We start from the raw sequence: 24,405 nt of genomic DNA, 5'->3' as shown, positions 1-24,405 counted from the left end.
GCGGACGGGCCTCAGCTGCGGTGGACGATCACCAGCGCGCGGTCGTCGTCGGGCGAGCCGAGGGCCTCGGTGAGGCGGGCCGCGGCGCCGTCGTAGCTGCCGCGCATCAGCGACTCGGCCTGCCCGAGCATCTGGTCGATGCCGAGGTCGATGTCGCGCCGGGGCTCCTCGACCATGCCGTCGGTGTAGAGCAGCAGCGCGTCCCCGCGGTCCAGGCGTCCGGTGGCGCGGGTGAACGTCGCCTCCTCCAGCAGCCCGAGGATCGGGCCGTCGGTGCGCAGGACCGACCAGCGCCCCGACGCGGCCGTGCGGTGGGCGGCGGGCGGGTGGCCCGCGGTGCGGATCTCGTAGTCCCCGGTCGTCAGGTGCAGGGAGAGGTGGACCGCGGTCGCGAACCCCTCCTCCCACGCCTGCCGGAGGAGGTAGCCGTTGGCCGCGGGCAGGAAGTCGGCCGCGGGCATGGCGCCCAGCAGGCCGCCGAAGGCGCCCGAGAGCAGCAGCGCGCGGGTGCCGGCGTCGGTGCCCTTGCCGGAGACGTCGACGACGACCACCTCGAGGCGGTCCAGGTCGTGGCCGCGCATCGCCACGACGAAGTCCCCCGCGAAGGGGGTGCCACCGGCCGGCTTGAGCGCCGACTGCACGTGCCAGCCCGGCGGCAGGTCAGGGACGCCGCCCTGGGTGAGGATCCGGTCGCGCAGGTCGACCAGCATTGCCTCCCCGCGGATGCCCGCGACGCCCAGCCGGGTGCGCCGGAAGCTGGTGGCGATCACCACCAGCGCCATGGCGAACTGCACCAGGGTCGCCGCGACGATGCGCGGGGTGATCTCGGTCTGGGCCGCGAGCCCGACCGCGAGCAGCACCATCAGGAAGACCACGAAGCCCGGAAGGGTGCGTGGTCCCAACGTCAGGCTGGCGATGATCAGCGGCAGCATCAGCCCCGTGAGCGGCGTCCGCTCGGGCCAGGCGAACACCACGGCGGTCAGGAGCACGGACCCGACCGCCAGGGCCACCGCGATGCGGGTCTCCTGGGTGAGCCCCCGGCGCAGGAACAGCTCCCAGTGCCGACGCACGGACCTGCGGGCAGGCCGCGTCGCTGGGTACGTGGCGGTCATGGGGGTCCAGACGATCGGGTGGGGGTGGGCGCGGCTGTCAGCGTACGGCGCGCGAGCGGAACGTGGGCTGGCACCGCGGACACCAGAAGACGTTGCGTGCCTGGAGCACCGCGGTGCGCACGGTGCTGCTGCAGACCAGGCACGGCTGACCGGTCCGCCGGTAGACGTAGACCTCGCCGCCGTGGTCGTCCCGGCGCGGCGGGCGACCCATGGCCTCCGGGGTGTGCTCGGGGCGCACCGTGTCGATCCGTCCGGTGCGGACGCCCTCGGCCATCAGCTCGACCAGGTCGTCCCACATCGCCTGCCACTGCCCCACGCGCAGGGTGTTGCCCGGCCGCAGCGGGTGGATCCGGTGGCGGAACAGCACCTCCGCGCGGTAGACGTTGCCGACGCCGGCCAGCACCGCCTGGTCCATGAGCAGCCCGCCGATCGCCGCCTTGCTGCGGCGGATCCGATCCCAGGCCCGGGTGGGGTCCTGGTCCTGGCGGATGGGGTCGGGCCCGATGCGAGCCAGGATCGCGTCGCGCTGCTCGTGCGTCATCAGCTCGCAGGCGGTGGCGCCGCGCAGGTCGGCGTACGCCGTGGGGCCGGGGTCGGCCGTGACCAGCCGGAGTCGCACCTGCCCGACGGGCTCCGGCACCTCCTCGACGTCGTGGTGGACGGCGAAGACGCCGTAGAGCCCGAGGTGGACGTGGACGTAGCGCTCCGCGGGGAACGTGACGAACAGGTGCTTGCCCCACGACTCCGCGCCCTCCAGCACCTGGCCGTCGAGCAGCGCCGCGGAATCCTCGAAGCGGCCTTGGGGGCTGCCCACGCGCACCAGCCGCCCGGCGAAGGCCCGGGACAGGTCGCCGGCGAGGCGGTGGAGGGTGTGGCCCTCAGGCATCGCGCGCCGAGTCGGGCAGCGGCGGCAGCTCGCGGGTCGTCTCGTACGACGCCAGCTGGGCGATGCGGCGCACGTGGCGCTCGTCGCCGGAGAAGTCGGTGGTGAGGAAGACCTCGACGAAGCGCACCATGTCCTCGAGCGGGTGCATCCGGCCGCCCACGGCGACGACGTTGGCGTCGTTGTGCTGGCGGCCCAGCGTGGCGGTCTCCTCGGACCACGCCAGCGCCGCGCGCACGCCGCGCACCTTGTTGGCGGCGATCTGCTCGCCGTTGCCGGAGCCGCCGATCACGACGCCCAGGCTGTCCTGCCCGGCCTCCTGGTCGTGGGCCACGCCCTCGGCCGCGCGCAGGCAGAACACCGGGTAGTCGTCGTCGGCGTCGTAGACGAAGGGTCCGTGGTCGACCGGCTCGTAGCCGTGGTCGCGCAGCCAGGCGAGGAGGTGGTCCTTGAGCTCGAGGCCGGCGTGGTCGGATCCGACGTGGACGCGCATGCCTGCGATCCTCCCAGACGTCACCAGCCGCCGGGCGTGCGGCTCCGCAGGCCGTGGAGGAACGCCGCCGCCTGCCCCATCAGTGGCTCGGCCGCGGGGAAGACCCGGTCGTGGCGCCAGAAGCCGTGCACCTGGCCGAGGTAGCGGGTGCCGACCACAGTGACGCCGGCCTGGGCCAGCAGCGACACGAGGTGCTCGCCCTCGTCGCGCAGCGGGTCGTGCTCGGCGGTGACGACGAGCGTCGGCGGCAGCGTCGCGAGCCGGTCGGAGCGCAGCGGGGCGAGGTCTGGGTCCTCCAGGTCGGCCGGCGCGGCGGCGTACTGCTCCCAGTACCAGGCGGCCTCGCGGCGGTCGAAGCCCTCGGCGGCGGTGTCGTAGGAGTCGAAGCCGGCGGCCGGGTCGAGGAACGGGTAGACGAGCACCAGCCCGGCGGCGCGACCCGGGTTGCGCAGGGCGGCCACGAGCGCGAGGTTGCCGCCCGCGCTGTCGCCGTGGAGGAACAGCGGGCCGTCCTCCCGCCACCAGCCCAGCACGGCGTCGACGTCGTCGGGCGCCGCGGGGAAGGGGTGCTCGGGCGGACGCCGGTAGTCGACGCTCAGCACGGCGGTGCGGGTGCGGTTGGCGAGGCGCCGCGCCGACGCGTCGTGGACGTCGACGTCGTGGAACACGAAGCCGCCGCCGTGCAGGTGGACCACGACGCCCGGAAGCGCGTCGGCCGGGCGGTAGAGCCGGCACGGCACTCCCCCCGCGTCGACGTCACGGACCTCCGCGACGTCCTCGCGCGGCTCGGCGGCCGCGGCCTCGCGGGCCTGCGCCCGCGAGGTCGCGATGTCGAACCCGTCCTCGAACACCTTGGGCTCGCCGTCGTACTGCTCGACGGCGAGCCGCGCCTCGGGGTGGAGCACGCCGGCCGCCGTCAGCGCTGCATGAGGGCGTCGAGCCCGACCGCCACCGCCGCCGCGACCCGGAAGTCGATGCGCTGGTCGGGCACGTGGACGGTGTACTTGTCGCGCACCGAGCCCTGGCGCTCGACACCGAGGAGCGGCTGACCCTCCGAGCTCACGAAGTCGAAGTGGATCGGCAGGAACGGGATGTCGGTGAAGCGGCGGATGATCGCGATCGCCTGGCTGCGCTCCTGGCCGGTGCCGGCGTAGCCGGGGCCCTCGAGGTGGAACGTCGAGCGCATGAGGCTCGCGCCGAAGTCCTTGCGGAAGAAGCCGATCTGGTTGCGGGCCTCGTCGAAGATGTCGTAGCCGGCGTTGAGGTCGATCTTCTTGCGCGCCTTGAAGCTGAAGACCGGGCGGCTCTTGGTGTCGTCGGCGTAGAACGTCACCTCCTCCTTGAACGCGAGGCGCTTCTGCTCGGCGAGCCCCATGGACTGCCCGAAGCTGCCGTCGGGGTTGGCCGCGAACAGCTCGTAGCGGTTGGTCGTCATCGCGAACTTCTGCTTGACGAAGAACGTGGGCAGGTACATGGCGGTCATGCGCAGAGCCTAGGGGACCTCGGCGGTCGAGGTGCGAGCGCAGCGCGCCTCGAGACCACCCTCCGGGAGAGCGCCGCCCGCGCTCAGCGGGACTCGACGGCGAGCCGCCCGCTGAGCACGACGAAGCTCGCGGCGAAGGTCTTGCGGATCCGGTCGACGAGCCGGGGCCGCGTGAGCACCTTGTCGCGCACCGCGGCCGCGCACGCGCCGTACGCCGCGAAGACGACGAAGGTCATCGCCATGAAGACCGCGCTCAGGCCCAGCATCGTGGTCGTCGAGCCGGGACCGGCCGGGACGAACTGCGGCAGGAAGGCGAAGAAGAAGATGGTCAGCTTGGGGTTGAGCAGGTTGAGCGTCACGCCGGAGACCATCACGCTGCGCCACGACGACGGCTTCGCGCTCTCGTCGACCGACAGCGCGCCGTGGTCGCGCCACGTCGACCAGGCCATGTAGAGGAGGTAGGCGACGCCGAGGTACTTGATCGCGTTGAACGCCACCCCGCTCGCGTGCAGCACCGCGGCCAGGCCGGTGATGGCGGCGACGAGGTGCGGCACCGTGCCGAGCGTGCACGCGAACGCCGCCAGGACGCTCGCCCGCGCACCTCGCGTCAGGCCGGCGGCCAGCGTGTAGAGCGCGCCGGTGCCCGGCGTCGCCACGATCACCAGCGAGGTGAGCAGGAACGTGAGGCTCATGGAGGCGAGGCTACGCGCGCTGCGGTCTCCTGTCGCGGGAGTTGCGCGGCCGTCCCACCCGTCACACCGCCCGTACGAAACTCACGCTTCCCGGCCGAAGCTTCGTACCGGAAGCGTGAGTTTCACCGGGTACCCGGTGAAACTCACCCCCGCTCCGCGAACCGCGCGAGCTCCTCGTCCACGACCGACGGGTCGAGCTTGGTGAAGATCGGGCTCGGCTTGGCGACGGGGGCGCCGACGATGAGCGGGCGCGACTCCCAGCGCGGGGTCGTGGAGTAGTCGCCGGTGATGACCGGGTAGAAGTCCAGGCCGGCGCCGTGGCCGGGGTCGAGGTCCTCGACCTGCTCGATGCGCGGCATCGGCATGAACTCGCCCTCGCCGCCGTAGGCCGCCCACACCTGGTTGGAGGAGTGCGGCAGGAACGGCGCCAGCAGCGTGTTGCAGTCGACCACGCACTGGGCCGCGACGTGGAGCACGGTGGCGAGGCGCTCGCGCTGCGACTCGTCCTTCATCTTGTAGGGCTCGGTGACCGTGAGGTACTTGTTGACCTCGCCGACGACCCGCATGGCCTCGCCGATCGCGGCGCGCTGCCGGTGCCGGCCGATGAGGTCGCCGACGGTGCCGAAGGCGTCGCGCACGGCGGACAGCACCGCCTCGTCGACCTCCTCCAGCGGCCCCGCCGCCGGGATCTCGCCGAAGCTCTTGGCGATCATCGTGGCCGTGCGGTTGACGAGGTTGCCCCAGCCGGCGACGAGCTCGGAGTTGGTGCGCTGCACGAACTCCGCCCACGTGAAGTCGGAGTCGGACGTCTCGGGCCCCGCCGCGGAGATGAAGTAGCGCAGCGCGTCGGGCTGGTAGCGCGAGAGCATGTCGCCGACCAGGATCACGTGGCCGCGGCTGGTGGAGAACTGCTTGGACTCCATCGTCATGAACTCCGACGACACGACCTCGGTCGGCAGCTGCAGGTCGCCGTAGGCGCCCGGCTCGCCGCCGCGCGCACCCCGACCGTCGTACGCGAGGAGCTCGGCGGGCCAGATCTGGCTGTGGAAGACGATGTTGTCCTTGCCCATGAAGTAGTAGGACAGCGACTCGGGGTCGTTCCACCACGCGCGCCAGGCCTCGGGGTCGCCGGAGCGGCGCGCCCACTCGATCGAGGCCGACAGGTAGCCGATGACGGCGTCGAACCACACGTAGAGGCGCTTGGTGTGCTGCTCGCGCCAGCCCTCCAGCGGGACCGGGATGCCCCAGTCGATGTCGCGCGTCATCGCGCGCGGCCGGATCTCGGAGAGGATGTTCTGGCTGAAGCGGATCACGTTGGGGCGCCAGAGCCCGGTCTCCTCGCGCCCGTCGAGCCACTCGGTGAGCGCCTCGGCCAGCGCGGGCAGGTCGAGGAAGAAGTGCTGGGTCTCGACGAACTCCGGGGTCTCGCCGTTGATCTTGGAGCGCGGGTTGATCAGGTCGGTGGGGTCGAGCTGGTTGCCGCAGTTGTCGCACTGGTCGCCGCGCGCGTCGGCGTAGCCGCAGATCGGGCAGGTGCCCTCGATGTAGCGGTCGGGCAGGGTGCGCCCGGTCGAGGGGCTGATGGCGCCGAACGTCGTCTGCTCGACCATGTAGCCGTTGCGGTGCACCGTCTCGAACATCTCCTGCACCACGAGGTAGTGGTTGCCGGTGGTGGTGCGGGTGAACAGGTCGTAGGACAGCCCGAGGTCGACCAGGTCCTGCACGATGACCGCGTTGTTCTTGTCGGCGAGGTCGCGCGCCGTGACGCCTTGCTGGTCGGCCGCGACCAGGATCGGGGTCCCGTGCTCGTCGGTGCCCGAGACCATCAGCACGTCGTGGCCGGCCATCCGCATGTACCTGCTGAAGACGTCGGAGGGCACGCCGAAACCGGCGACGTGGCCGATGTGGCGGGGGCCGTTGGCGTACGGCCAGGCGACGGCAGACAGGACATGGGTCATGGCGCCGATCCTAGGGTCGGCGCGCCACCCCGTTCCGATCGGCCCGTCGGCTCAGCCGCGGCCGTAGTGGTCGACCCGCCACTGGGCGCGACGCCGGATGCCGGGCAGGCGGTCGTAGAGCAGCTCCCCGGGGCACGCGGTCTGGTTGGTGTCGCGGTGCCCGTCCACGACGAACAGCCGGACCCGCTTGCCGGCGCGGTAGCGGTCGCTGCCCTCCGAGCGCACGGCCACGCGGCCGCTCGCGTCGCGGTGGTGGCGGTCCAGCTTCCAGGCCGCCAGACGGACCACGGCCGTCACCGCGCGCCTGCTGGGCCGGGTCCGCTCGAAGTTGCCGAGCACGGCGATGCCGACCGAGCTGTGGTTGAAGCCGAGCGTGTGCGCGCCGCGCACGAGCCGGGTCGGTCCCCCGCTGCGGCCCACCCAGGTTCGCCCGAACCTGTCGACGACGAAGTTGTAGCCGAGGTCGAACCAGCCCAGGGACTTGGTGTGGTAGCGGTACATCCCGCGCAGGATCGCCGGCACGTCGGCGCGCGTGTAGTCGTTGCCCGACGCGGTGTGGTGCACGTGCACCTGGCGCAGCCCCGTGTTGTACGTCGGCCGGCCGTTGCGCAGCCGCTCGTCGGCGCCCCACTGCGGACGGGTGAGCAGGCGCGGCTGCGGGGAGGACTTCGGCCGCGTGCGGGGCTTGCGCGCCGCCGTGCGCATCGCAGGCTGCTTCGCTCCGGCCCCGGGCGCGGCGACGTCGTCGTCGTCGGTGGCCAGCACGCCGGGGTCGATGAGCACCAGGCGCAGGCCGCGGTGGCCCGAGCCGCGCACGTCGAGCTGCACGCCGTTCGACGGGCCGACCCACACCGGCTGGGTCGCCCGCCGGGGGTTGCCCTCGGTGCCCGGCGTCGGCCCGTCCTCGAGCACCTCGGCCGTGCGCCACGAGCTCCACCCGTCGCGTCCGTGCGAGCGGAAGCGCAGCGTCGTCGGGTCCGTGCCGCGCCACGTCAGGCCCAGCATCGAGTACGGCGAGGTCCGGCGCGGCCCGTCGGTCGCGTCCGTGACGGGCACCTCCGCCGCGCTCACCGGCGAGCGCGGATCGGCCCGCAGCAGGATCGCCGAACCCTCGGCGCGAGCGCCCTCACGGGCCCCCGGCCCGGGGTCCGCGACGGCGGGCGGCAGGGCCAGCAGACCGGTCGTCAGTGTGACAGCAGTGGCCAGTGACGCCAGTCCCGAGATGCGCATGGGTCCCTATGGTGCGGTCCGCAGGCCCCGAAGTCGATCCGGCGACCCGTCTCCGGACGGTGGCGCAGCGCCGCCGCAGCCGTCAGCTGAAGTCCAGGTCCCCGGTGCGCGAGCGCTTGAGCTCGTAGAAGTACGGGAACTTCGCGACGGCGACCGCGCCGTCCCACAGCTGGCCGGCCTCCTCGCCGCGCGGGATCTTGGACAGCACCGGGCCGAAGAACGCCGCCCCCTCGATGGCGATCGTGGGCGTGCCGACGTCGTCGCCGACCTGGTCCATGCCCTCGTGGTGGGACGCCGCCACGGCCTCGTCGAAGGCGGAGTCGTCCATCGCCTCGACGAGCTCGGGCTCCAGCCCGGCGTCGGCGAGCGAGGCGGCGATCAGCTCGCGCGAGATCGGCTCCTTGCCGAGGTGGATGCGGTTGCCCATCGCGGTGTAGAGCGGCAGCAGGACCTCACGCCCGTGCTTCTGCTCCGCGGCGATGCAGACGCGCACCGGGCCCCAGGCCGGCTTGAGCATCTCGCGGTACTCGTCGGGGATGTCCTTGTCCTGGTTGAGGTAGGCCAGGGACATGACGTGCCACGTGACGTCGATGTCGCGCACCTCCTCGACCTCGAGGATCCACCGCGAGGTGATCCAGGCGAACGGGCAGAGCGGGTCGAACCAGAAGTCGGCTTGAGTCATACCTGATGCAAGCACGTCGCACCCCCCATTGCTTCCCTCACCCCGTCGGAGTGCCTCTCAGCCCGTCCCTCACCGAACGCCGCCAGGGGCGCGCCAGGCGGAGGGAGACGTCGATGTCGGGGTCGGTGCTGTCGAGGTCCAGGTCGGCGAAGGCCAGCCCCGGGCGCGCCACCGCGTCGCACTGTGCGAGCCACCGGCCGCCCGGGGCGGCGATGCCGGAGGGCACCGTGGCGGCGTACTGGGCGGGGATGGAGTAGCCGACCCAGTAGCCGTGGAGCGCCGCGTAGGCCTGGCCGATCAGGGCCCGTCCCGCGTCGTCGGCCATCACTGAGAGCAGGACGCAGTGCACGTCCAGGCGTTCGTACTCGTCGAAGAGCTCCGGGAAGCCGGCCTCGACGCACAGCGCCACCCCGAAGCGGAACCCGTCCACCTCGAAGACCAGCGGGTCGGTCCCGGGCGTGTACATCCAGGTGCGCTCGGTGTGCGAGAGCACCCGCTTGTCGTAGCGCCCCACCACCTCGCCGGCGTCGGAGACGACGTAGAGGCTGTTGAGCGGCCGGCGCGGGGCCTCCAGCGGGTGGACCGACCCGAACGCCACCCACAGGCCCAGCTCGCCGGCCAACGCGGCCACCGACTCCGCCTCCTCGCGCAGCACCGTCCAGTCGGCGCGCGACCAGTCCGCGTCGGCCACCACGTCGGGGCCGGCGGAGGACATGACGTACTTGTTCGGGTAGACGATCGCGCCCTCGGGGAACTGCACCAGGCGCGCTCCCCCGGCCTTCGCCTCCCGCATCAGCCGGCGGACCTCGGTGCCTCCGGCCCGCAACGCGTCGACGTCCCCCGGGTCCTCGGCGACGGTGCTCTGGGCGACGGCGAGGCGCAGGGTGCGAGGCATCCGCCGACCGTAGCCGCGCCCACCGACGCCCTCCCCCTCTTCGGTTGGTCGCGGACCCTAGGGTCGAGGAGGGTCGTCGCACGACGGCCGATGGACGCCCGAGAGGACCCCCCGTGCCCGAGTCACCCGCCACCCCCGCCCGCCGCGCCCTGGTCGTCGGCGCGACCGGCATCGTGGGGCAGGCCGTCGCGCGTCGGCTCGTCGAGGAGGGCTGGGAGACCTACGGCCTCTCCCGCAGCGGAACCGCGACCCACCCCCAGGTGCGCCCGGTCCGCGCCGACCTGGGCGACCCCGAGGGACTGGCCGCCGCCCTCGCGGACGTGCGGCCGGAGCTCGTGACGATCACGGCGTGGACCCGCATGGACACCGAGGCCGAGAACATCCGGGTCAACGGCGGCGCCGTCCGCGACCTGCTCGCGGCGCTGTCCCCCGCCGGATCGCTGCGCCACGTCGCCCTGATGACGGGGCTCAAGCACTACCTGGGGCCCTTCGAGGCCTACGGCCAGGGGGAGATGCCCGACACGCCCTTCCACGAGGACGAGGAGCGGCTGCCCTACCCCAACTTCTACTACGCCCAGGAGGACGAGCTGTTCGCCGCCGCCGAGCGCGACGGCTTCACCTGGAGCGTGCACCGCTCGCACACGGTCTTCGGCTTCGCCACCGGCAACGCGATGAACATGGTGGCCACGCTGTGCGCCTACGCCGCCCTGTGCCGCGAGCGGGGCCTGCCCTTCGTCTTCCCGGGCTCGGAGCGGCAGTGGAACGCGCTGACGGACGTGACCGACGCCGACCTGCTCGCCGAGCAGATGACGTGGGCCGCCCGGACGCCCGCCGGGCAGGACCAGGCGTTCAACACCGCCAACGGCGACGTCTTCCGGTGGCGGTGGCTGTGGCCCCAGGTCGCCGCGTGGTTCGGCCTGGAGTGGGAGGGCTACGCCGACGCGCCGCGCACCCTGGAGGCCGCCATGACGGGCATGGAGCCGGTCTGGCGGGAGCTGGCGGCCACGCACGACCTGGTCGAGCCGGACCTCTCCCGCGTGGCGTCCTGGTGGCACTCCGACGCCGACCTCGGACGTGAGATGGAGGTCGTCACCGACATGAACAAGAGCCGCACCGCCGGCTTCTCCGCCACGCGCGACACCCGGGCGACGTTCTTCGACTACGCCCAGCAGTACCGCGACGCGCGCGTCATCCCCTGACCCCGCCCGTCACCGCGTCGGGTCGACGATGGTGATGCCCGCGACCGTGGCCCGGTCGAAGCGCGGCAGCAGGGCCGCCGCCTCCTCGAGACCGATCGTGCGCTCGACGAGCCGTTGGGGCTGCAGCGCTCCGGACTCGATCAGCGCCATCATCTCGGGATAGTCCGCCGCTGCCATCCCGTGGCTCCCCAGGACGTCCAGCTCCCAGGCGATGACCCGGTCCATCGGCACGCGGGGGTGCCCGCCGACCGGCGGCAGCAGCCCGACCTGGACCAGGCGACCCCGTCGCCGCAGGCTGAGCAGGGCGTCGGCGCAGGTCTGCTCGCTGCCGACGGCGTCGACCGCCACGTGGCTGCCTCCGGTCACGAGGCCTCCGACCGCCGCAGGAACGTCGGTCCCGTCGGCGAGGACCACGTGGTCCGCGCCCAGCGCGGACGCCGCGGCGAGCGCCTCGGCGTTGCGGTCGACGGCGACGACACGAGCGCCGAGCGCCCGGGCGATCATCACCGCGCTCAGGCCCACCCCGCCGGCACCGACGACGGTGACCCACTCCCCCTCGGCGAGCCGCGCCCGCCCCACCAGCGCTCGGTACGCCGTCGCGAACCGGCACCCGAGGCCGGCCGCGGTCGCGAAGCCGACGTCCTCGGGCACCGCGACCAGGTTGGTGTCGGCCGCGTGCAGCGCGACGTACTCGGCGAACGAGCCCCAGTGGGTGAACCCCGGCTGCTGCTGGTCGGGACAGACCTGGGCGTTCCCGTCGAGGCACCACGCGCAGCGGCCGCAGCCGCACACGAACGGCACCGTCACCCGGTCGCCCACCCGCCACCGCGCCACGCCGGCGCCCACCTCGACGACCTCGCCGGCGAGCTCGTGGCCGGGCACGTGCGGGAACGCGATCTCGTCGTGCCCCGCCCACGCGTGCCAGTCGCTGCGGCACATGCCGGTGGCGGCGACGCGCACCACCACGCCACCGGAGGGAGCCGACGGCTCCGGGACGTCTCGGACCTCGGGCCGGGAGCCGGCCGCGTCGACCACCACCGCACGCATCGGGCCATCCTCGCAACAACTGGAGCACCGGACCGAGCCCGGTCGCTGGCCGCGACCCTCGAAAGCGTGCGCGCGGCCGTGTCCTGACCGCTACCTTGTGCCGGTGCCCACGAGCCTGCGCGCGTCCCGTCACGGGCTCGGCCCGATCATCGGCGTCCATGTCGGGCTCCTCGTGGGCGGCGCCGTGGCGCTGGCGCTCGACGCACCGGCGCAGGGCTGGGGGATCCTCCTGGTCGTCGTCGCGTACGTCGCCGGGCTGCTCGCGGTGTGCCGCGCGACGGGCCGCACGGACCTGCTCGCGCTGGCCGGCTTCCTCGCCCTCGTCTCGGTGTTCCAGGTGCTGCCCGACTGGGTGCTGGCCGACCTGGTGGGCACGCTGCGCTTCCCGGACACCGGCGGGCCTCGCGTCGACGACGTGATCCCGCTGGCGATGGCGGCGATGTGGGTGGCGCCGCTGTTCGCCGCCCTGGCGCTGGCCGGCGGACGACCGGGGCCGGCGGCTGTGCTCTCGGCGCTGGTGTTCCTCGGCGCCGAGGTGCTCGCGCCGACCCTGGGGCTGTGGGAGCCCACCGGCGACACCCACCGCGTGCTGGGCGTGGCGGTCTACGTCGTCCCGGCGGAGGCTGCGCTGGGCTGGGCCGCCGCGACGGCGTTCGCCCGGGTCCGGGACGCGTCGGCGCCGGCCCGCGTGGGCGCCGCGGTCGCAGTGTCGACGTTCTACCTCGGCGCGCTGGTGCTGTCGCACTTCCTCCTCGACGTCGCCGGCTGGCGCCTCACCGCCTGAGCCGCGCCGCCGCGCCTAGACTCCCCGGCGTGACGGTGCTGCGGGAGCTGCGCGACTCGGTGGTGGACGCGGGACTCGTGGTCGTCGACGCGCTCCGGCTGCTGGCCCGGCACTGGGCGGCGCTGCTCGGCATCTTCCTGCTGGGCCTCGCGGCCCGCAACGCCGCGATGTGGGCCGCGGTCCTGCTGGGCCGCGACCACCCCGTGCTCGCATCGCTCCTGGTGCCGCTCGCTCCCCTCGCGATGGTCGTCGCCCTCGTGCTGATGCTGCGCGTGGCCGGCTCCTCGGCGCGCTGGACCCTCGTGCCCGCGGGCGGCGCCTCCGACGCGGCGAGCAGGAAGGAGCGGCTGGCGCTGCTCGCCTCGGCGCTCGTGCCGTTCCTGACGGTCTACGCGCTCCAGGGCCACCTCGACGCCGACCGCGACCAGTTCATCAACGAGAGCTACGCCGACGAGTTCGCCAGCGGGGCGCTGTTCGGCGGCGGCCAGCTCGACGACCGCACCCTGGTCACCGTCACCAGCTGGCAGGTTGGCCTGGTCGTGACCGGCCTGATGATGCGCGCGGTCCTGGACCGCCTCGACCTGGCGCGCCGGCACACCGCCTGGGCGTTCGTCGCCGCGCTGGTGGAGGTCACCTGGCTGACCTGGTTGGCGGCGCTGCTGACCTCGCGCTGGCACGACGCCAGCGGCTGGGTGGGCGACCGGGTGGTGGTCGACGAGGGGGCCGAGGCCTGGCGGAGCGCGACGGCGGCGCTCGGACCGTTGACCGAGCCGGTGCGCGCGGTCGGGGAGCTGCTGGCCGGCATCGTGACCGGGATCAGCGACATCGTCGTGACGCCCGTCGCCTGGCTCACGGTGGGCGCCGTGGTGCTGGCCGGCGGCCTGCGTGACAGCAGGCGGGCGAGGCTCGAGGAGCACCGGCTCGTCGTCCGTGCCCGCGCGCGGGTGGCCCGCCGCCCCGACCGCCCGGCGGCAGGGGCGTGGCGCCCCGAGCGGGTCGGCGACCTGCTCGGGCGCCGCTTCGAGGAGCTGGTGGCGGGGCTCCGCACGCTCGCGCACGCCGGCCTCGTGCCGGTGCTGACGTTCTGCCTCGTGCTGGGGCTGGCTCGTCTCGCGTCCTGGGGCACCGCGGTGCTGCTGCGCGCGCTCGTGGGACCCCGTGACCCCGACGCGATGCTGGCGTTCTCGCCGTACCTCGAGGTCGTCACGCGCACCGTCTACACCGTGGTCATCGTGGTCCTGGTGGCCGCCGCCGTCTCGCGCCTGCTCACCCGGCGCCTGCAGGAGGAGCAGGCCGAGGAGCGCGCCCTCAGCGGCTCGTCAGGCTGAGCTCCGCGACGTCCGGCGCCTCCCACCACAGCCGCACGCGGTCCGGCACGGCGTCCTCGTCGGTGACGACGAGCACCGCGACGTCGTACGTCGGCGGGCGGGGCAGGTCCCCCTCGACCGCGCTCCCGTCGTAGCGGGGGCCGGCCCGGCCCGCGGGCTCGCAGGCGGGCTGCGGCAGGGACGCCTCGCCCAGCCGCGTGGACACGGCGGTGGCCTCGCGCTCGTCGGTGTCGACGATCGAGACCAGGCAGCCGCTCAGCGGCACGTCGGGGTCCACCTCGAAGCGCAGCCGCACCTCCCACACCGCGGTCCCCGCGACGGGCTCGAGCGGCTCCGGGCCGGAGAAGCCCTCGACCTGGGTGGCCGGCACCACGTCGAGGAGCGTGACGGTGAGGTCGCGCCGGCGCTCGTCGCCGTCCGCGTCCTCCCACCGGTCCGAGAGCTCCAGGGCCTCGCCCTGGCGACCTGTCGTCACGTCGTGCAGCTGCTCGGGCCACCAGAAGACCTGCAGCCGGCTGGCCGTCGCCAACACGACGAGCACCAGCGCGACCGGCAGGACGAGCAGCCAGCGCCGGCTCACGAGTCCTCCTCCGGCGGGTCGCCCAGCTCCGGCGCCGGCACGGAGTAGGTCGGTGCCGTCGCGAAGCCCTCGGCGTCGTCGCGCGTGAGGCCCAGGTCCACCTCGGCGACCGCGTCGAACCGGGTCTCGCGCGACAGCCTCGCCAGCCGCAGCCGCAGGGTCGGGAGCGCGTCCGCCGGCACCTCCATGAGCACCGTGCAGCGCACGGGCACACCCGGGGGGCTCTCGGCGCACGAGTTGGCGTTGCGGCCGACCAGGCCCCAGGTGCGGCCCCGTCCGTCCTCGAGCTCGGCGAACGTGACGGTGGCGTTCTCCTCGGTCGGGACGACGGTGTAGCCCACGACGACCCACAGCCCGGGGCTGACCAGCTCGGTGCCGTACTGCTCGACGCGCCTGGTGCCGCGCACCTCGTCGACGGTCACCGTTGCCGTCCGCAGGTCGAGCGCGTCGCCGACCCCTCCGGCGCGCACGTGCGGCTCGGCGGCCGGGTCGGCGTCGTCGTCGGGCAGCCAGCCCTGCAGCCAGGACCCGGCCGCCAGCAGGGCCAGGCAGACCACGGCGGTGCCCAGGACGTGGCCGAGAGCCGGACCGGACCGGGCGGGTCCTGTCACAGGTCCTCCTCGGCGGGCCGGATCGCCGGCAGCGGTGCCACGTCGAGCGTCAGGCGGGCCACGGGCGTGGCGTCGAACCACCGCAGCTCGCCGTCGAGCGCGCTCGGCCGCCGGGTGTGCTCGAGCACGGTGACGTCGAGGCGGTCCGGCACGGACCCCTCGTCCACGACGTAGCTGAGCTGCACGTCGTAGCGCAGCCCGGGGCCGAGACCGAGCAGGGTCGACCCGTCGGGCACGACGCTGACGACCGGCGCCGGATCCTGCGTCGCGGACCCGCCCAGGTCGTAGCCCGAGAGGTCGGCCCGGAACGCGTCGGTGAGGGTCGTGGCCGTCACCGACGTCGACGACGTGAGCTCGACCTGGCCCTCGACGACGACGAAGGCCTGCCCGGGCTCGGCGTCCTCGTCGCCCCGCACGAAGCGCGCGGAGGCCTCGTCCAGCCGCAGGGAGAACGGCGCCGCGTCGACCTCGGTGCCGGGCGCGACCTGCACGGCACCCTCGGGCGCCGAGCGCGACCAGCCTCCGGTGAGCGTCACCACCGCCAGCGCGACGACCAGCGCGAGCGCTCCGAGCGACAGCCACGGGTGCGTCCGGACCAGGGCTCCCGGCGCGAGCGGGATCCGGGTCGGCACGCGGCGAGTCTAGGGGCCCCGGCCCTGCCCGGACGGCCGACGACCACCCACCCCGGGGGGCAGGTGGTCGCCGGTGTCGAGCCGATCAGCCGTCGCTCAGCGCGTGAGCCTGACCGTGAGCCGCTGGGTCGTGCCGTCGCGGAACGTCACGACGAGCACGGCGCCGACCGACGCCCGGCTCTTCAGCCTGGCCCGGGCCAGGGCGTTGAGCCGCACCGTGAGGCGACCGCGACTGCCCGCCTTGAGGGCGATCCGGCCGCTGCCCAGCGCCTTGCCGGACGCGCCCGGCAGACGGAGGACGGCGTTGCCCGCGCAGGCACCCTGGACGCACCGGAGCACGACCGAGGCCTTGCGCCGGCTCCTGTCCGCGTCCACCTTGCGACCGACCGCGGCGACCTTCGGCTTCAGGACCGGCGCCGGCGGGGTCACCACGGGCGCCTTCGTGACCGTGAGCGTGGCCGCACCCTCGCTGCCGTCGTGCGCGGCGTCCCCGGCGTACGTCGCCGTGAGGGCGACCTCGCCGGGCGAGCCGAACGGCCCCACCGTGACGGTGGCGGTGCCGTCGGTCAGGTCGGCCGCCGGCAGCGGCGTCCCGTCGACGGACACGACGACCTCACCGGTCGGGGTCTCCTCCACCACGGAGTCGACCGTGACCTGCACCTGGGCGGTGCGGCCCGTCTGCACCTGGGCCGGCGTCGGGGTGACCGTCACCGTCGAGGCGACGTTCTCCGGGTCGGCCAGCTCCTTGAGCTGGACGTCGCGGTAGAAGACGTTCTCCCCGTTGCCGTGGTTCTGCAGGCCGAGGTAGGACGGCCAGTCCATCCGCGCCGGGTCGGTGCTGGTGAAGTCGTTGACCAGCACGTCGTTGAGGTAGACGCGGATGCGCTTGCCCTCCATGCGCAGCTCGTAGTGGTTCCACTGACCCACCTGCTTGAGCGCGGCATCGCGCGCCGCCAGGTCTGCGGACTGGTAGTTGTAGATCGCCCCCGTGGTGTGCTCCGGGGTGTCCGAGGCGTCGATCTGGATCTCGTAGCCCTTGTCGACGGCCACCCACGGGTCGGTGCCCGGGTCGGGGAAGCCGACGAACACGCCACCGTTGTGGTCGGTGGTGAGCTTCCAGTCCAGCTGCAGGGAGTAGTCGCTCTCCATCGGCTGGCCGTAGTAGAGCAGGCCCAGCCCCCCGTTGCTCTTCAGGCTGCAGTCGGCCTCGCGGGTGAAGAAGCCGGGACCGGCCATCTTCCAGTCCTCGAGGCTGGCCGCCGTGCCGTCGTAGAGCATCCGGTAGCCCGGGTCGGCCTCGGTGGCCTCACAGGTGTCGGGCTCGACGACCGGCTCGGTCACCCTGAACCAGTCGAACGCGCCGACCTGGGACCCGTTGCCGTTGTAGGCCGCGACCCCCACGGTGGGCTCGACCAGACCGGTGGTCGGGTAGCCGGCCCCCATGGACGTCCAGGTCGCCCCCTGGTCGACGGAGTACCTCGCCTGGAGGGCGGATCCCGTGTTGACCATCTGCAGCTGCAGGTCGCTGGGCGCCCCCGGCAGTGCCGGGCTGTGGGAGTAGACCATCTGGCCGTTGATCCGGCGTCCGAGCTCGATCACCCAGGCGCCCTGCGGGTTGCGCATGGCGACGACCTTGGCGTAGTTCTCGACGCTGGTGTGCGCGATCAGCCCGCCCTGCAGGTAGTCCTTGGTGCCGGCGAGGGAGAGCTGGGTCGTCGCCGCCCAGGGGCCCTCGGGCGCCGGCTGGGTCACGACGTTGCGGGCGGAGAAGAGGCCATCGGTGATGTCCCCGCTCTGCGCCGTGAGCCGCAGCTCGCCGTCGCTCACCTCGAGCCCGCCCGGGGACGGGTTGAGGATCGTGGTCCACCGGCAGGGGTCGAGCTCGTCGCCCTCGAACTCGTCGTCCGGGCTCAGCCCGGCCTCGGGGTCGCAGGACGGCGGCGTCTGCGTCACGTCGAGGTAGTCGACGTTGACGCGTCCGTTGGTCTGGCCGTCACCGGCTCCCACCGCGTAGGTGACGGTGTTGGTGCCGGCCTCCAGGGCGATGGTCTCCGTGGACGTTCCCCACGCGTTCCAGGCGCCGGTGTTGGCCAGCGACACCGACCGCGCCTCGCCGCCGTTGACGGAGAGCAACAACGTCTTCGTCAGGTTGGGCTGCGGGTGCGGACCGTTGGCGTAGCCCAGCGTCAGGTCGTGGTCGCCGGCCTCCTGGGCGGTGACCGTGAAGGTCACCTGCGCGCCCTCGGTCTCCAGGCCGCCGACGTAGCCGGTGCCGCTGTGGCCGGCGTGCTCGTCGGAGAACGAGGCCCCGCCCGCCTGCGCGGCGGCCTCGGCCTCGTAGCGCACGGTCTTGGGCACGAGCACCTGGACGTAGTCCAGGTTGACGTGGCCGTCGTCGCCGTCGATCTTCTCGAGGCGGATGGAGCTCGGTCCCGCCGGCAGCACGATCTTGTGGGTGATGCTGCCCCAGTCCTTCCAGGTCCCGGTGGAGGGCAGGGAGAGCTGGGTCCGCTCGCCGTTCACGAACAGGCTGAGCTTCTTGGTGCCCGCGAACGGGTTGGGTCCGTTGGCGTAGCCGACCTTGAGGTCGTAGGTGCCGGCCTGGTCGACGACGACCTGGACGGTGCTGCCCGCGCCGACGTCGCCCATGCCGCCGACGAAGCCGCTGCCGCTGTAGCCGGCGTGCTCCTGGTCGATCTTGGCGCTGCCGGTGAGCTCACCGTCCTCCAGCTCGTAGAGGCCGAACGGGGCCGGCTCCGGCTCCGGCTCGACGTAGCCCGGGTAGGTGTTGAGCGTGTACCAGGCCTCGGTGCTCCACAGCGTCTCGCCGGAGGCGGACTGGAACGGGCGGGGCGAGCGCAGGTGCACGACCCGATCGGGCTTCATGCCGTCGACGAGGATGCGCACGGTCCTGCCGTCCTCCGACGCGGTCGCGCTGGTGACCTCGAGGGTCTCCTCGTCGAGCTTGGGGCCGCCGTACTGCGCCGTGGCCTTGTAGCGCCACTGGTCGAGCTGGTACTTGCTCGCGAGGTCGGCCAGCGTCTGGGGGGACACCGGCTTCGTGTAGGTGATGTCGAACCCGCCCTCGACGACCTTCATCGACTCCATGTCGAAGGGCACGTCGCCGGAGAGCTCGAGCTTCTGCAGACCGAAGCGCTTCTTGCCGGTCTGGCCCCAGTTGCCGCCGGCCCCGATGCCACCGAGGTAGAGGCTGCCGTCGTCGTCCTTGAGGACCCGGCTGATGCCGGCCTCGAAGCCCTGGCTCATCCGGAACAGCGCGCCCTGGTACTCGCCCCCGACCTTGTCGAGGTAGCCGCGCTGGAGGCCGCCGTAGGTGACGTCACCGATGAGCAGCTGGCCGGCGTACGGACCCTCCTCGACCAGCACCGGGGTGCTGGGCGAGTTGGCGATCTCGTTCTGCGGCATCCACAGGATGGGCTTGGTCACGGGCTCCGCGTCGAAGCGGCCCTTGGTGCCGCCGGGACCGGTGGTGAAGTGGTTGAAGAAGCGGCCGGGCTTGATCTCGACCAGCTTGGAGGCCGGCAGCCAGCCGCCCTGGTTGTCGGTCACGAAGATCTCGCCGTCGGGGCCCTCCCCCATGCCGTGCGGCGTCCGCAGCCCGCCGGCGACGTACTCGATCTCGCCGGTCTCCTTGTCGACCGTGATGTGCGTGCCGCGGTCGGCCGAGCCCTGGGGCACGGTGGTCGCGCCGCCCAGGTTGATCGAGACCGACAGGTTGAGGTGGAACTTGCCGTCGCGGTAGAGCATCCCGAACGCGAACTCGTGGAAGTTGCCGTCGAACGGCCACGTCGCGATCGTGTCCTTGCCCTCGAAGACGCCGTCGCCCCCCGCGTCGACCAGCCGGACCAGGCCGGTCTTCTCGGAGACGTAGACGTCACCCTCGACGACCTTGATGCCCATGGGCTCCTTCAGCCCGCTGGCCACCAGCGTGCGGGTCACGCCCGCGGGGCTCTGCGCGGTCTTGGCGCCCTCGAGCCGGTAGAGCTCACCGAGCGAGACGTTGCCCTGGTCGTTGCCGTTGCCGCCCCAGGTGAGGACGAGCAGGTCGTCGCCGTCCCACTCGAGTCCCGTCACCTGCGGCTCGAAGCCCTCGGGGCGCAGGTCGACCAGGTCGTAGGCCGGGTTGACGCCGTCGAGCTGCAGCCCGTCACCGGCGCTGTCGTCCTGGCCTTCGCACTGCTTGAAGCCGGGCGCGGTCACGCGGGTCACGCCGGCCTCGGTGCTCAGCACGGAGGTGGGGACCACGGAGAACGTCGTCTCGCCGGGGCGCTGCCACATCAGGGTGAGGCGCTCGCCGTTCGTGGCCTCGAGGAAGTTGACCCGCAGCGCGTGCGCTCCGGCGGTCAGCGTGACGCTGCCGTCCTTGGGCGTGGCGCCGTGCAGGCCGTCGTGGTCGATCACGAGCTGGTCGTCGATGACCAGCTCGGAGCCGTCGTCGCTGATGAGCCGGAACATGTAGGTGCCGGCAGCCTCGACGGTGAGGTTGGCGAGCACCTCGACCAGGTAGTTGTCCTGGAGGCCGCCGAAGTCCTCGGGGCTGTCCCAGTCGATGGTGGGCTTGAGCAGGTCGACGTTCGGCGTCTGCCCGGACTTCAGCGTGCAGAGGGAGGCGGTGGGCTCTCCCAGCTGGAAGGCGCGCATGGTGACGCCTTGCTCCTCGCCCGGCGGCGCTGCCGACGCGGACGTGATGCCGGCCGCGAGTCCCAGGGCGAGCGCCCCGGCGACGAGCAGGTGCAGGGGGCGCCGCTTCGAGCGGGCGGGACGTGGTGACGGAAGGGTGCGTGACACCTGGACCTCCAGTAGGACCCGGCCCGCGAGCGCCGAGGATCGTTGTGACGCTCGCCACCCTAGGGGACATCTGCCGAGATGTGAACAACTTTTGACGGACCACTAACAAAAGTCTCAGGAGGTCGCTACAGTCGCCCCGTGCTGAGCCGGATGGGCCACTGGGTGCACCGCCGGCGTGCGGTGGTGCTGGCCGCGTGGACCCTCGTCGTGCTCGTCGGCGGCGTCCTCGGCGGCGCGGTCTTCGACCTCGCCGAGAGCCCCGATGCCCGCGAGGACGTGGAGTCGACGCTCGTCGAGCGGCGCCTGGACCGGGTCGACCCGGAGGGCGAGCAGGTGGTGGCGGTGCTCTCCGGCGACGACGCCCTCGGCGTGGCCCTGTCGGACGAGACGAGCCGGATCCTGCACGAGGTGCGGGAGCTGCCGGGCGTCGTCGACATGCGCGACCCCTACACGACCGGCGCCAGCGACCTCTTCGCCGACGACGGCCGCGGCGCCCTGGTCCAGGTCGAGCTCGACCCCGCGTTCGACGACGACGACGCGCTGGTGGCCGCCGACCGGGTCGCGACGATGCTGCGCACGATCCCGTTCCCCACCGTGCACGTCGGCGGCGAGCTCCTGGCCGAGGACGCGTTCGGCGAGCAGGCCGGCAGCGACGCGGCCCGCGGTGAGGGCATCGCCCTGGTGGTGCTCCTCGGCGTGCTGGTGCTGGTCCTCGGCGGCTGGGTCGTCGGCGCGCTTCCGGTCGTGACCGCCCTCGGCACGGTCACGGGGTCGCTCCTGTGCCTGACGGGGCTCGCGCGCGTCACCTCCGTGAGCGAGTACGCCGTCAACGTCGTGACCCTGCTCGGGCTGGGCCTGTCCGTGGACTACAGCCTGCTGGTGCTGGCCCGCTTCCGGGAGGAGCGGGCCGCCGGCGGCACCCGCGCGGACCTGGGCGACGTGCTGGGACGCACGGTGGCGACCGCCGGGCGCACGGTGCTCGTCTCCGGGCTGACGGTCGGGTGCGCGCTGGGCGGGCTCCTCGTGCTGGGCGACCCGATCCTGACCGGCATGGCGGTGGGCGGCGTGGTCGCCGTCGCGGTCGCGACCCTGGCCGGGCTCACGCTCACGCCGGCCCTCCTCTCGGTGGCGAGCGCGCGCATCCCCGCGCCCGGCGCCGGACGCCTCGCCCGGCGCACCCCGCCCCCGGAGCGGTCGCTGCTGGCCCGGCTCGCCGGCCTCGCCCAGGCGCGGCCGTGGCCGGTGCTCGTCGCGACCACCGCCCTGCTGCTGCTGTGCGCCGTTCCGCTGCTCAGCCTGCAGCTCGGCAGCTCGGACGCCCGCTCACTGCCGGCCGACAGCGAGTCGCGACTGGCCTACGAGGGGGTGCAGCGCGACCACGCCGAGGAGCGCACGTCGCCGATCACGGTGCTCACCGACGCCGCACCCGACGACCCCGCGGTGGCCGCGCTGGCCGACCGGCTCGCGGACCTGCCCGAGGTGGACGACGTCCACGTCCTCGACCCGCTGCCCGACGGCTCCACCCAGATCGCGCTCGACCCCGAGGGGCGGACCTACGGCCCGGCGGCGCAACGCCTGGTGGGCGAGGTCCGCGACCGCGAGCTCGGCGCACCGGTGCTGGTCGGAGGTCCCGCCGCGGAGCTGGTCGACGCACGGTCGGCCATCGCCGACCGGCTGCCGCTCGCGCTCCTCGTCGTGATGCTCGTGACCGGTCTGCTGCTCCTGCGCCTCACCGGCTCCCTGGTCGTCCCGCTCAAGGCCCTGGCGCTCAACCTGCTGTCCCTCAGCGCCACCCTCGGCGTCGTGGTCGCGATCTTCCAGTGGGGCTGGGGCTCCTCGCTGCTCGGCTTCTCCTCGTGGGGCACCCTCGACATCACCACGCCCCTGCTGCTGTTCATGTTCGCGTTCGGGCTCTCGATGGACTACCACGTGTTCCTGCTGGCGCGGATCAAGGAGGCCTGGGACTCCCCCGCCCGCGGCCGGGGCGCGCCGGCGCCGGGCACCCGCGCCGCCAACGACCGCGCGGTGCTGGCCGGCATCACCTCGTCGGGGCCCGTCGTCACGCTGGCGGCGCTGTCGATCTCGATCGTGTTCCTCGGCTTCACCCTCGGCGAGCTCGTGGAGGTCAAGCAGATCGGCGTGGGCATGACCGTCGCGATCCTGCTCGACGTCACGGTCGTGCGCGGGCTGCTGCTCCCCGCCGCCATGACGTTGCTCGGTCAGTGGAACTGGTGGCGGCCGGGCCGCGCGGTCACGCCCTAGCGCCGGACGCGGACCCGCTCGAGGCCGGCGGCGGGCAGGACGAATCCCTTGCCTGCGTAGCGGACCCGGACCTTGCGCGGGCCCGCCGGCACGTCGGTGATGACGGCGCGCAGCCGGCCGTCGACCAGCCGGCCCACGAGCCTCCTGCCACCGACGAGGACCGTCACGAGCCCGCGCGGCGTGGCGCCAGGCGCGGCGACGCGCACGACGACGACCGCCTTGCGGGTCCCGCCCACCGCACGGATGCGCAGGACCGGCTTGGTCACCACGCGGGTCGGCGTCGCGATCTGCTGCGAGGCGCTGCGGTAGCTGGCGCGGTCCAGACGCACGAGGAGCCTGATCTGCGACCCGATGTCCGCGGGCGTCAGGACGTACGACGACCCGAGGGCGCCCGGGATCGCGACTCCGTCGCGCAGCCAGCGGTAGCTCACCCGCGCGTCCACCGGATCGGTGGCGCCGGGTGCGGCGGTGAGCGTGCTGCCCACGCGCGGGACGCCGGTCAGTCCGAACGGTCGCGTGAAGGCGAGGGTGCCGGCGAGGACGGGTCCCGCGGTCCGCGCCGGGACCGCACGCTGGCGGTAGCCGACGGCGCGACCCGTGACGATGGCGCTGATCCGCTGGTCGATCTGGGCCTGCCCGAGGCGCAGCGTCCAGCCGGTCGCCCCGGGGATGGGTGTGGAGCCGGCGTACCACTGCACGGTGGTCGCGCTGGGGTTCGGCGCCCACGACCCGCGCGTGGCGGTCAGGACCTGGTCGACCTCCGTGACGCCACTGACGACGGGCGGGTCCGGCACCTGGAGGTCTCCGATGGCGACGTCGGCGGCGGTGCTCCTGGCCACGGTCGTGGAGGCGTAGCCGGAACGCCTGGCCGAGACCCTCACCGAGACCCGGGTGCCGAACTGGGCGGCGGTCGGCACGAACCTCGACGCCGTGGCTCCGGCGATGGGCGTCGCGCCGACGAACCACTGGAAGGAGTAGACGCCCGCGGGCTTCCAGGTGCCGACGGTGGCCGTGAGGGGCACGCCGACCTTGGGGGTGCCGGTGACGACCGGCGCGACCGTGTTGGTCAGGACCTTGTCGTTGAAGTGGACGAAGCCCGACGGCCAGCGGCCGTCCTCCTTGCGGATGCGGCGCCAGTGGAAGTCGCCGGCCCAGCTGTCCTCGCTGATGACGATCTCGGTGGCGGACACGACCTGCTCGACGTAGGCGACGTGACCGCTGGAGCCGGTGCCCGGGGCGTTGGCCCGCCACCAGGCGATCGACCCGACCACCGGCGTGGTGTCGGTGATGCTCGCCATCTTGCGGCCCCACTCGGTCGCGTTGCCGCCACCCGACCAGGGGCGGGTGTTGGGCATCCCGCTCTTGACCATCCGGTAGGCCGCGTAGTTGGTGCAGTTGTGGCCGCTGTACATGCGCCAGTACATCTTGTCGGAGACGGCGCGGTAGCCGGCGTGGGAGTAGCCGGCCTTCTCGCAGGCGACGTACCCGGTGCACAGGTAGGCGCTGGCTCGCTGCTCGACCGCGCCGTAGCGGTTCAGCGACGGCGGCGGCAGCTTCTCGTCGTCCGCGCTCGCCGAGGACACGCCGAGAGGTGCCAGCAGTGCCAGCACGGCCCCCAGCACCAGGGCGCGGCGCAGTCGTCGGGTCCGAGTCACGGAGCGGAGATTACGCAGGTGTCAAGCACCTTGTCAGCGTGTCGCGAAGAATTTCACACCTGTAACTCGA

20 protein-coding genes are annotated in these 24,405 nt (G+C 73.2%); 4 read left to right on the top strand and 16 right to left on the bottom strand.

The window, feature by feature from the left end; genetic code table 11:
- Positions 1-11: 11 nt before the first annotated feature.
- The 10 genes from E4622_RS01865 to E4622_RS01820 form a co-directional block, all read right to left on the bottom strand.
- Positions 12-1,112, bottom strand: coding sequence for a PP2C family protein-serine/threonine phosphatase (locus tag E4622_RS01865; protein WP_134738396.1), 1,101 nt, complete (start codon positions 1,110-1,112; stop codon positions 12-14).
- A gap of 37 nt (positions 1,113-1,149) precedes the next feature.
- Positions 1,150-1,998: a DNA-formamidopyrimidine glycosylase family protein gene (locus E4622_RS01860; protein ID WP_134738395.1), complete on the bottom strand. Its 849-nt coding sequence runs from the start codon at positions 1,996-1,998 to the stop codon at positions 1,150-1,152.
- Positions 1,991-2,488 carry a ribose-5-phosphate isomerase gene (locus tag E4622_RS01855; protein WP_134738394.1) on the bottom strand — a complete coding sequence of 166 codons (498 nt, stop codon included), beginning with the start codon at positions 2,486-2,488 and terminating at the stop codon, positions 1,991-1,993. The genes E4622_RS01860 and E4622_RS01855 overlap by 8 nt, the downstream gene beginning before the upstream one ends.
- A 20-nt stretch (positions 2,489-2,508) precedes the next feature.
- Positions 2,509-3,393: an alpha/beta hydrolase gene (locus tag E4622_RS01850; protein WP_134738393.1), complete on the bottom strand. Its 885-nt coding sequence runs from the start codon at positions 3,391-3,393 to the stop codon at positions 2,509-2,511.
- Between the two features lie 11 nt (positions 3,394-3,404).
- Complete coding sequence (locus E4622_RS01845) at positions 3,405-3,971, bottom strand: hypothetical protein (protein WP_167735943.1); 567 nt, start codon at positions 3,969-3,971, stop codon at positions 3,405-3,407.
- Between the two features lie 83 nt (positions 3,972-4,054).
- Entirely contained in the window at positions 4,055-4,663 is a 609-nt protein-coding gene (locus E4622_RS01840; RefSeq protein ID WP_134738392.1) for a LysE family translocator, read from the bottom strand.
- A gap of 143 nt (positions 4,664-4,806) precedes the next feature.
- The gene (gene metG, locus E4622_RS01835; protein ID WP_134738391.1) at positions 4,807-6,621 is read right to left on the bottom strand and encodes a methionine--tRNA ligase; all 1,815 of its coding nucleotides are present in this window, start codon (positions 6,619-6,621) and stop codon (positions 4,807-4,809) included.
- 51 nt (positions 6,622-6,672) lie between these two features.
- Positions 6,673-7,851, bottom strand: a complete 1,179-nt coding sequence (locus tag E4622_RS01830) for an N-acetylmuramoyl-L-alanine amidase (protein ID WP_134738390.1) — start codon at positions 7,849-7,851, stop codon at positions 6,673-6,675.
- A gap of 82 nt (positions 7,852-7,933) precedes the next feature.
- On the bottom strand, positions 7,934-8,533 hold the full coding sequence (locus E4622_RS01825) for a DsbA family protein (protein WP_134738389.1): 600 nt from the start codon (positions 8,531-8,533) through the stop codon (positions 7,934-7,936).
- Positions 8,534-8,570: 37 nt separating this feature from the next.
- Positions 8,571-9,428 carry a carbon-nitrogen hydrolase family protein gene (locus tag E4622_RS01820; RefSeq protein ID WP_134738388.1) on the bottom strand — a complete coding sequence of 286 codons (858 nt, stop codon included), beginning with the start codon at positions 9,426-9,428 and terminating at the stop codon, positions 8,571-8,573.
- 113 nt (positions 9,429-9,541) lie between these two features.
- On the opposite strand from E4622_RS01820, the gene E4622_RS01815 reads away from it, so the two are divergent.
- Entirely contained in the window at positions 9,542-10,627 is a 1,086-nt protein-coding gene (locus E4622_RS01815) for an SDR family oxidoreductase (protein WP_134738387.1), read from the top strand.
- Between the two features lie 9 nt (positions 10,628-10,636).
- Here the strand turns inward: E4622_RS01815 and E4622_RS01810 are convergent, their stop codons facing one another.
- On the bottom strand, positions 10,637-11,674 hold the full coding sequence (locus E4622_RS01810) for an alcohol dehydrogenase catalytic domain-containing protein (RefSeq protein ID WP_134738386.1): 1,038 nt from the start codon (positions 11,672-11,674) through the stop codon (positions 10,637-10,639).
- Between the two features lie 103 nt (positions 11,675-11,777).
- Between E4622_RS01810 and E4622_RS01805 the strand changes: the two genes are divergently transcribed.
- Both E4622_RS01805 and E4622_RS01800 read left to right on the top strand, forming a co-directional pair.
- The gene (locus E4622_RS01805) at positions 11,778-12,458 is read left to right on the top strand and encodes a hypothetical protein (protein ID WP_134738385.1); all 681 of its coding nucleotides are present in this window, start codon (positions 11,778-11,780) and stop codon (positions 12,456-12,458) included.
- Positions 12,459-12,487: 29 nt separating this feature from the next.
- Positions 12,488-13,786 carry a hypothetical protein gene (locus E4622_RS01800; RefSeq protein ID WP_134738384.1) on the top strand — a complete coding sequence of 433 codons (1,299 nt, stop codon included), beginning with the start codon at positions 12,488-12,490 and terminating at the stop codon, positions 13,784-13,786.
- Here the strand turns inward: E4622_RS01800 and E4622_RS01795 are convergent.
- The 4 genes from E4622_RS01795 to E4622_RS22595 form a co-directional block, all read right to left on the bottom strand.
- Positions 13,767-14,366 (bottom strand): hypothetical protein, encoded by a 600-nt coding sequence (locus tag E4622_RS01795; RefSeq protein WP_134738383.1) that lies wholly within the window; start codon positions 14,364-14,366, stop codon positions 13,767-13,769. The two genes, E4622_RS01800 and E4622_RS01795, sit on opposite strands and share 20 nt — an antisense overlap.
- Positions 14,363-14,977: a hypothetical protein gene (locus E4622_RS01790; protein ID WP_134738382.1), complete on the bottom strand. Its 615-nt coding sequence runs from the start codon at positions 14,975-14,977 to the stop codon at positions 14,363-14,365. Before E4622_RS01790 ends, E4622_RS01795 begins: the two co-directional genes overlap by 4 nt.
- Positions 14,974-15,609, bottom strand: coding sequence for a hypothetical protein (locus tag E4622_RS01785; RefSeq protein ID WP_134738381.1), 636 nt, complete (start codon positions 15,607-15,609; stop codon positions 14,974-14,976). The genes E4622_RS01790 and E4622_RS01785 overlap by 4 nt, the downstream gene beginning before the upstream one ends.
- Before the next feature lie 96 nt (positions 15,610-15,705).
- Positions 15,706-20,418 (bottom strand): family 16 glycoside hydrolase, encoded by a 4,713-nt coding sequence (locus E4622_RS22595; protein WP_167735942.1) that lies wholly within the window; start codon positions 20,416-20,418, stop codon positions 15,706-15,708.
- A gap of 138 nt (positions 20,419-20,556) precedes the next feature.
- Here E4622_RS22595 and E4622_RS01770 point away from each other — a divergent pair, with 138 nt between their 5' ends.
- Complete coding sequence (locus E4622_RS01770; RefSeq protein WP_134738380.1) at positions 20,557-22,680, top strand: MMPL family transporter; 2,124 nt, start codon at positions 20,557-20,559, stop codon at positions 22,678-22,680.
- Here the strand turns inward: E4622_RS01770 and E4622_RS01765 are convergent.
- Positions 22,677-24,335 (bottom strand): CHAP domain-containing protein, encoded by a 1,659-nt coding sequence (locus E4622_RS01765; protein WP_134738379.1) that lies wholly within the window; start codon positions 24,333-24,335, stop codon positions 22,677-22,679. The genes E4622_RS01770 and E4622_RS01765 overlap by 4 nt on opposite strands.
- Positions 24,336-24,405 lie beyond the last annotated feature (70 nt).

The sequence above is a fragment of the Nocardioides sp. 503 genome, from assembly GCF_004522095.1.
Classification (GTDB): Bacteria; Actinomycetota; Actinomycetes; order Propionibacteriales; family Nocardioidaceae; genus Nocardioides.
The sequence above is the reverse complement of the archived record's forward strand: the minus strand, read 5'-3'. Positions and strand labels throughout refer to the sequence as shown.

Coding starts and splice junctions, on each gene's coding strand:
- E4622_RS01860 (WP_134738395.1), bottom strand. CDS start 1,998: ATGCCTGAGGGCCACACCCTCCACCGCCTCGCCGGCGACCTGTCCCGG.
- E4622_RS01865 (WP_134738396.1), bottom strand. CDS start 1,112: ATGACCGCCACGTACCCAGCGACGCGGCCTGCCCGCAGGTCCGTGCGT.
- E4622_RS01830 (WP_134738390.1), bottom strand. CDS start 7,851: ATGCGCATCTCGGGACTGGCGTCACTGGCCACTGCTGTCACACTGACG.
- E4622_RS01845 (WP_167735943.1), bottom strand. CDS start 3,971: ATGACCGCCATGTACCTGCCCACGTTCTTCGTCAAGCAGAAGTTCGCG.
- E4622_RS01825 (WP_134738389.1), bottom strand. CDS start 8,533: ATGACTCAAGCCGACTTCTGGTTCGACCCGCTCTGCCCGTTCGCCTGG.
- E4622_RS01820 (WP_134738388.1), bottom strand. CDS start 9,428: ATGCCTCGCACCCTGCGCCTCGCCGTCGCCCAGAGCACCGTCGCCGAG.
- E4622_RS01810 (WP_134738386.1), bottom strand. CDS start 11,674: ATGCGTGCGGTGGTGGTCGACGCGGCCGGCTCCCGGCCCGAGGTCCGA.
- metG (WP_134738391.1), bottom strand. CDS start 6,621: ATGACCCATGTCCTGTCTGCCGTCGCCTGGCCGTACGCCAACGGCCCC.
- E4622_RS01855 (WP_134738394.1), bottom strand. CDS start 2,488: ATGCGCGTCCACGTCGGATCCGACCACGCCGGCCTCGAGCTCAAGGAC.
- E4622_RS01840 (WP_134738392.1), bottom strand. CDS start 4,663: ATGAGCCTCACGTTCCTGCTCACCTCGCTGGTGATCGTGGCGACGCCG.